Here is a 6,144-nt window from a genome sequence, read left to right on the forward strand (position 1 = left end):
ACTAAAAAATATTTAGACTTTATAGAAGAAAAAGCATTAATTAAAAAGCTAATTTCTAAACTTCTTAAGCATATTCTTGCAAGTGTTAAAAATAAACTTTAAATACTTTTATGCTTTTTTATTCTTGGTCTTCACTTGCTTAGAGTAGGTTATGTTTAGGGTGTTTGTTTAATATTTCAAATTCTTTTTATTTTTCTTTATTTTTAGTGTATGTAAAATTTAAAAATATTGATTTAAAACAAAAGAATTTAAAATAGGAAATTGATTCATAATATTGCTAAAATATAGATAAAGCTTAATTTTAATGCTTTGCATTAAAGCACTTATTAAGAATAAAAATAATTCTTAATTATTTAACATTTAAGCTTTTCTTATTTAAAATCTTTTCAATTTTCTTTTGTTGTTTTGCTATGTATTTTTCGCCTAGTGGTTGTATGTCTTTTTTGTTATCTAATTCATAACCACCTTTGCTAATAGCAGCTGAATTTCTTCTATATTCTGTATATAAAAAATAAACCGATAAATCATCAACAAAAGGCAATGAAACTAGCTTAGTTTTAGTTTGATATATTGTATAGGTTTTAAGTTTTATGCCGTTTTGACTAATCAAAATAATATAACTAACTAAAACATTTATTATAAAAAATATAAAATGAAAAGGAGAATAAAGTATTCTAAGAATAGGTTCATCCATTCTATAAGTCCAGCTTTTATCTTCTTCATTTTGTGTTTTAAACATTTCATACTCAAATATGAAAGAATAACTCAATGCTGGACGCTTGGTTTTTAACCTAAAAACTATATCGCTTTTATTTATAATTGCTGTTACTTTTTTAAAGCTTTTACCTATACCTAAAACACCGATATCATCTATTTCGTAGGTTTCAAAATATATCTTTTCTTTATCTACACTAATATAAAAATCATTATTTTTAACAAATCTAAGTCTTTTTATCGGTCTATTAATAAAACATTCAAGAAGTGCATAAATAAAAAACGGCAAAACAAACAATAACTTATTTTGTTTTATTATCTCGCTAGTTGTTGGGTCTTGAATAGTAAATAATACACCTACTTTATCTAAAAGAAAAATAATAATGCTAATTATAAAAAAAATCATAAAATAATCATAAAACAATCTAATAAGCTCTAAGCTATATAAATAATCATTTTTTATTTTATAATCTTTTAAATTATCTATATTCAAATCAATCCTTTGGTTTAAATAAATATCAATATAGCAAATAAACAATAAAAATAATTTAAAACAAAGCGTAAGAGTAAGCTAAGAATTTTTGAAATAGGAATTTCAAATTCTTATTTTTCAATTATCCTTGTAATATCGTTAAAAGTTGCAAATATCATTAATGAAAACAATAATGCCATTCCAACATAGCTAAGTGTTAAAAATAGCTTTTGATTTACTTCTCTTTTTGTGATTAATTCATATAGATTAAACGCAATATGTCCGCCATCAAGCACAGGAATAGGCAGTAGGTTTAAAACCCCTAAATTAATTGAAAGTAGGGCAGTTATTAGTAATAATGTAGATATTCCTAAGCTTGCAGCCATTGTAGTAGTATCAGCGATACTTATTATACCGCCAAGGTTTTTAGGGCTAACTTCTGCTAAAATTAGTTTTTTAAGTCCTTCAAGTATTAAAAATGCTGATTTTATACTCTCATCTAAAGCCCATTTAAAAACGCCAAAATCTCTATGATATTCTATAAAAAACTCATTTTTAGGAGTTATTCCTAAAAGTGGTTTTGTGATAATTTCTCCGAAAATATTTTGCGTTTTGCCTTCATAGGTAGTAATGCTTAAATCAATAATCGCACCTTCTCTTAATATTTTAATATCAAGATTTTTGCTATCTACAAGTGGCTTTATATCATAAAAATCATTCACAACTTTGCCATTAATTTCTAAGATTTTATCATTTAATTTAAGCTTTTTATCAGCATATTCGCTAAGCCCACCGATAGTTGGACTAAGCTTTTCAACGCCTATAAAGCCTAAAGAAATGTAGATTAAAAATGCTAAAAGTAGGTTAAAAAATGGCCCAGCAAAAAGTATTAAAATCTTTTTAAAAGGGTGTAATACCGTGTAACTATCTTTATCATAACTTTTATGGCTTGGGTCGCTATCATCTTGACCTTTCATTTTTACATAACCACCTAAAAAAATGCTTGATATTTGATAATCAGTGCCTTTATAGTGTCTAACAAATATCGGCTTGCCAAATCCTATGCTAAAGCATAAAACCCTAACCTTAAAAAACTTTGCAGCCAAAAAATGCCCTAATTCATGAAAAAATATCAAAAACGAAAGTATCAAAATAGTAGCTAAAAAACTAGCTCCATAATGCCAAAAGCAAAAAGCTAAAACAAGCAAGGTTAAAAATAAGTTTTTCATTTTTTAACCTTAGCGTATTCTATCACATAAATTGCACCTGAATAAATAGTAAAGAAAAAGCATAAATAAAATAAAATATCCTTTCCCCACCAATCCATTAATAAAAATCCAATCGCAAGCATTTGAAAAGTAGTTTTTATTTTACCACTCATATTTGCAGCAATTTTAAGCCCATCAGCAACTATCATCACCCTTAGTCCTGTTATAAAAAACTCTCTTACAAGGATAAAATAAACTAATATTTCATTTACTCTTCCCATCATCATAAGTCCTAAAAATGCTGCAAGAGTTAGCATTTTGTCAGCTAGTGGGTCTAGGATTTCGCCTAAGATTGTCTTTTGATTCCAAGACCTTGCAATATATCCATCAAAAAAATCAGTAATAGAAGCAATTGTAAAAATTAAAGCCGCAAGGTAATTTATCCAAGTAATATGGATATTAAATTCTTGCATTAAAGCATTTGAATGCGTAAGCAGTATAAATAAAATCGGTGCTAGGATAATCCTAGCACTTGCTAAAATATTTGGTAAATTCATCACTTAAATGTAGTTCCACCATCTACAATAAATGTATGACCTGTAACCCAACTAGCCTTATCTGTGCATAAGAATAGGCAAGCACCAGCTAGATCTTCAGGTTGTCCCATACGATTTAATGGGCTTAGATTCATTGTAGCTTGTTTTACTTCTTCGTAGTTTGTAAATGCTTTTAGAGCATCAGTATCAATTGGACCACCACTTACAACATTTACACGAATGTTTTTATCGCCTAGTTCAGTTGCTGCATATCTTGCCATAGCTTCAACAGCTGCTTTTGCAGTTCCATGACCTGCATAATTTTCTATATGAACTAGATTGCCTGTGCTTGAAATTGAAATTATGCTTCCGCCACCAACTTTTTCCATTCTCTTAGCTGCTTCTTGTGCTCCACATACGAAAGCATTTACAGTAGCTGTGAAAATATTGTTAATTCCTCTAGGTTTTAATTTCATAAACTTAGTATATCCACCTACAACTGCACGACCTGTGATAATTGCGTTTGAGATGAAAAAATCAACTCTATCAAAATCTTTATCAATTTCTTCAAATAATTCTTTGTAAGTTTCTGGCTCAAGTATATTAAATGGATAGCATTTAGCCTTTACATTATAGTTTTTTTCTAAATCAGCTACGATTTCTTGTGCGATTTGCTCGTTTGAATTATAAGTAAATGCAACATTACAGCCTGCTTTTGCGAATTCGTATACAATTGCTTTACCTATACCACGAGTTCCACCGCTTATTACTAATACTTTATCTTTAAAATTAATTTCTTGCATTAAAATCCTTTTATATCGTAATTTTTCATAACTTCTTCAATTTTTTTAAGATTTTCTTTGCTTGGAGCACTAAGTGGCAAGCGATATTCAAGGCTTGGGATAAGTCCAGCTATAAACATTGCTGCTTTTATTGGAATTGGGTTGCTTTCGCAAAATAAAATCTTGTTTATATTATAAAGTTTATCGTTAATAGATTTTGCTTCTTTATAATTTTCTTTTAGTGCTTCGTGAGTTAAATTAGCTATTTCGTTTGGTAAAAGGTTTGATGTAACGCTGATTACGCCACTTCCACCATTGCTTAAAATAGGATAGTTTATACTATCTTCTCCACTAACAAGTCTTAATCTTGGCTCGTTTGCTAATAAATCAACGCATTTATCAATACTTCCACTAGCTTCTTTTACTCCGTAAATATTAGGGCAATTTCTAAAAAGCTCAATTATTGTTGAACTTGCAATCTCACAACCAGTTCTTCCTGGAACATTATAAAGCATAATAGGAATATCTATTGAATTAGCAATCGCTTCATAATGCTTATATAAACCACTTTGCATAGGCTTATTATAATATGGTGTTATGCTTAAAATCCCATGAGCTCCACAATCTTGAGCGAATTTTGCTAAAGAAATTGCTTCGTGAGTTGCGTTTGAGCCTGCACCTGCTAGAACTTTTACATTTGTTCCTTTGCAAACTTCAACCGCTATTTCAATACATCTTCTATGCTCTTCGTGAGTTAATGTTGGGCTTTCTCCAGTAGTGCCAACAGGAACAACAGCATCAATGCCATTTGCTATTTGTCTTTTTATAAGTTTTTCGTAGCTTACCTCATCAATTTTATCATTTTTAAGTGGCGTAATAAGAGCTGTCATTGCACCTATAATTTCTTTTTTCATACTTTCTCCTTTAAAATTAATTGCGTTAAATTATCATCTTTTAGGTAATGTTTAAATACAAGATTTAGTTTTTTATAATCTAATTCTTGTATTTTAAGCGAATTTAAAAAGACATTAGCATCACCAAAACATTCAAATTTCCCTATGCCATTAGCTAAGGCGCTTGCGTTTGATTTTACTTGATTTATACTTAATTCTAATTGATTATAAATAGTTCTAGCGTCTAATTTGCTAAATTTTGTTTTATTAATTAATTCTTTTAGTTTTTTAATGGCTGTTTTAGGATTAACATTTTCATTACAAACTCCAAAGATTATAAATAGATTTTCAGCCCTTGAACTTTGAGCGTAAAAGTCTAAATCAGCACAAAGATTATAATCATTTAGCATTTTGTTTTTAATAATTGAGTTTTTATCAAGATTTAAAAATATAGAAATTGCCTTTAAATATTCAAAATCTTCATGGTTAAATGCAGGTATTTTATAAGCAAGTGCAAAAAGATTGGAATTTAGATTAGGAAATCGCAAATTGATTTCTTTTAATCCCGTTCTATCAGGCTCTATTGCTTTATTGATTTTAATTTTTTTAGGCTTTTTATCTTTAAATAATTCTTCGCAAATACTAAAAACATCAATACCTTCTAAATCCCCACTAATTACAATACAAGCATTATTTGGTGCGTAGAATTTATTATAAAAATCTTTTACTATTTTAGGAGTAAGATTTGCTATATCATCGGCAAATCCAATAGGCGTCCAATGATAGCTTGATTTAACAAAAGCATAATTATATAAAGCATTGTATAAGTAGCCAAAAGCATCATTTCCAACCCTAAGACGCTCTTCTTCTAATACCACATCTCTTTCTTTATAAAACTCATCTTTATTAAATAATAAATCGCTCATCATACTTGAATAAAGCTTTAAAACTTTTTTAATATGAGCCTTAGAAATATTTACATAATATTGAGTGTAGTCAAAACTAGTGCAGGCGTTATTTACTCCGCCAAGACTTTTAATAATCTCATCAAACTCACCAGCCTTATGATCCTTCGTGCTTTTAAACGATAGGTGTTCAAGTAGATGAGCTATTCCACTTCTTCCTAATTCTTCATAACTTGAGCCAACTTTGTAAAAGACATTAACACTAACTACGCTTGAATTATCGTTTAAATTAATCGCATATATTTTTAAGCCATTTTCTAAAACTTTATTTTCTATATTCATTTTTAACTTTCTTCATAATTTGCTTTTAGATTTTTATAATATTGATTATTTTCTAAACTAGCATCATTTCCATAGCCAACTTGCTTAGTATTATCTAAAACCAAGATATTATCAGCAATTGCGATTGAGTTTAGTCTATGAGCTATTAGAATGATAATTTTATCTTTTTTAATATTTACTAAGCTTTTTGAAATTAGGTTTTGGCTTTCATTATCTAAGGCACTTGTTGCTTCATCAAAAATAATTATTTCAGGGTTTTTATAAAAAGCTCTTGCAAGTGCTAAGCGTTGCC

6 protein-coding genes and 1 pseudogene are annotated in these 6,144 nt (G+C 28.7%); all 7 read right to left on the reverse strand.

The genetic code is table 11. The features are described from left to right. Window positions 1-349 precede the first annotated feature (349 nt). Complete coding sequence (locus tag AVANS14531_RS08980; RefSeq protein WP_336612140.1) at window positions 350-1,207, reverse strand: hypothetical protein; 858 nt, start codon at window positions 1,205-1,207, stop codon at window positions 350-352. Window positions 1,208-1,317: 110 nt separating this feature from the next. Next, a complete protein-coding gene (locus AVANS14531_RS08985; protein ID WP_336612141.1) occupies window positions 1,318-2,415 on the reverse strand; it encodes a M50 family metallopeptidase in 1,098 nt (365 codons plus the stop codon). Next, window positions 2,412-2,951 carry a CDP-diacylglycerol--glycerol-3-phosphate 3-phosphatidyltransferase gene (pgsA, locus tag AVANS14531_RS08990; protein WP_239818533.1) on the reverse strand — a complete coding sequence of 180 codons (540 nt, stop codon included), beginning with the start codon at window positions 2,949-2,951 and terminating at the stop codon, window positions 2,412-2,414. The genes AVANS14531_RS08985 and pgsA overlap by 4 nt, the downstream gene beginning before the upstream one ends. Further along, window positions 2,951-3,733 carry an enoyl-ACP reductase gene (locus AVANS14531_RS08995; RefSeq protein WP_336612142.1) on the reverse strand — a complete coding sequence of 261 codons (783 nt, stop codon included), beginning with the start codon at window positions 3,731-3,733 and terminating at the stop codon, window positions 2,951-2,953. Before AVANS14531_RS08995 ends, pgsA begins: the two co-directional genes overlap by 1 nt. Beyond that, window positions 3,733-4,626, reverse strand: coding sequence for a 4-hydroxy-tetrahydrodipicolinate synthase (dapA, locus tag AVANS14531_RS09000; RefSeq protein WP_239818431.1), 894 nt, complete (start codon window positions 4,624-4,626; stop codon window positions 3,733-3,735). Before dapA ends, AVANS14531_RS08995 begins: the two co-directional genes overlap by 1 nt. Further along, window positions 4,623-5,852, reverse strand: coding sequence for a M16 family metallopeptidase (locus tag AVANS14531_RS09005; RefSeq protein WP_336612143.1), 1,230 nt, complete (start codon window positions 5,850-5,852; stop codon window positions 4,623-4,625). The genes dapA and AVANS14531_RS09005 overlap by 4 nt, the downstream gene beginning before the upstream one ends. A 2-nt stretch (window positions 5,853-5,854) precedes the next feature. Further along, window positions 5,855-6,144: pseudogene (locus AVANS14531_RS09010) on the reverse strand (ABC transporter ATP-binding protein); the annotation flags it as partial.

The organism is Campylobacter sp. Cr9 (genome assembly GCF_020138295.1).
GTDB lineage: Bacteria > Campylobacterota > Campylobacteria > Campylobacterales > Campylobacteraceae > Campylobacter_E.

Bases quoted from the DNA above. Each gene is read 5' to 3' on its own strand.
- dapA (WP_239818431.1), bottom strand. From the start codon at position 4,626: ATGAAAAAAGAAATTATAGGTGCAATGACAGCTCTTATTACGCCACTT.
- pgsA (WP_239818533.1), bottom strand. From the start codon at position 2,951: ATGAATTTACCAAATATTTTAGCAAGTGCTAGGATTATCCTAGCACCG.
- AVANS14531_RS08985 (WP_336612141.1), bottom strand. From the start codon at position 2,415: ATGAAAAACTTATTTTTAACCTTGCTTGTTTTAGCTTTTTGCTTTTGG.
- AVANS14531_RS09005 (WP_336612143.1), bottom strand. From the start codon at position 5,852: ATGAATATAGAAAATAAAGTTTTAGAAAATGGCTTAAAAATATATGCG.
- AVANS14531_RS08995 (WP_336612142.1), bottom strand. From the start codon at position 3,733: ATGCAAGAAATTAATTTTAAAGATAAAGTATTAGTAATAAGCGGTGGA.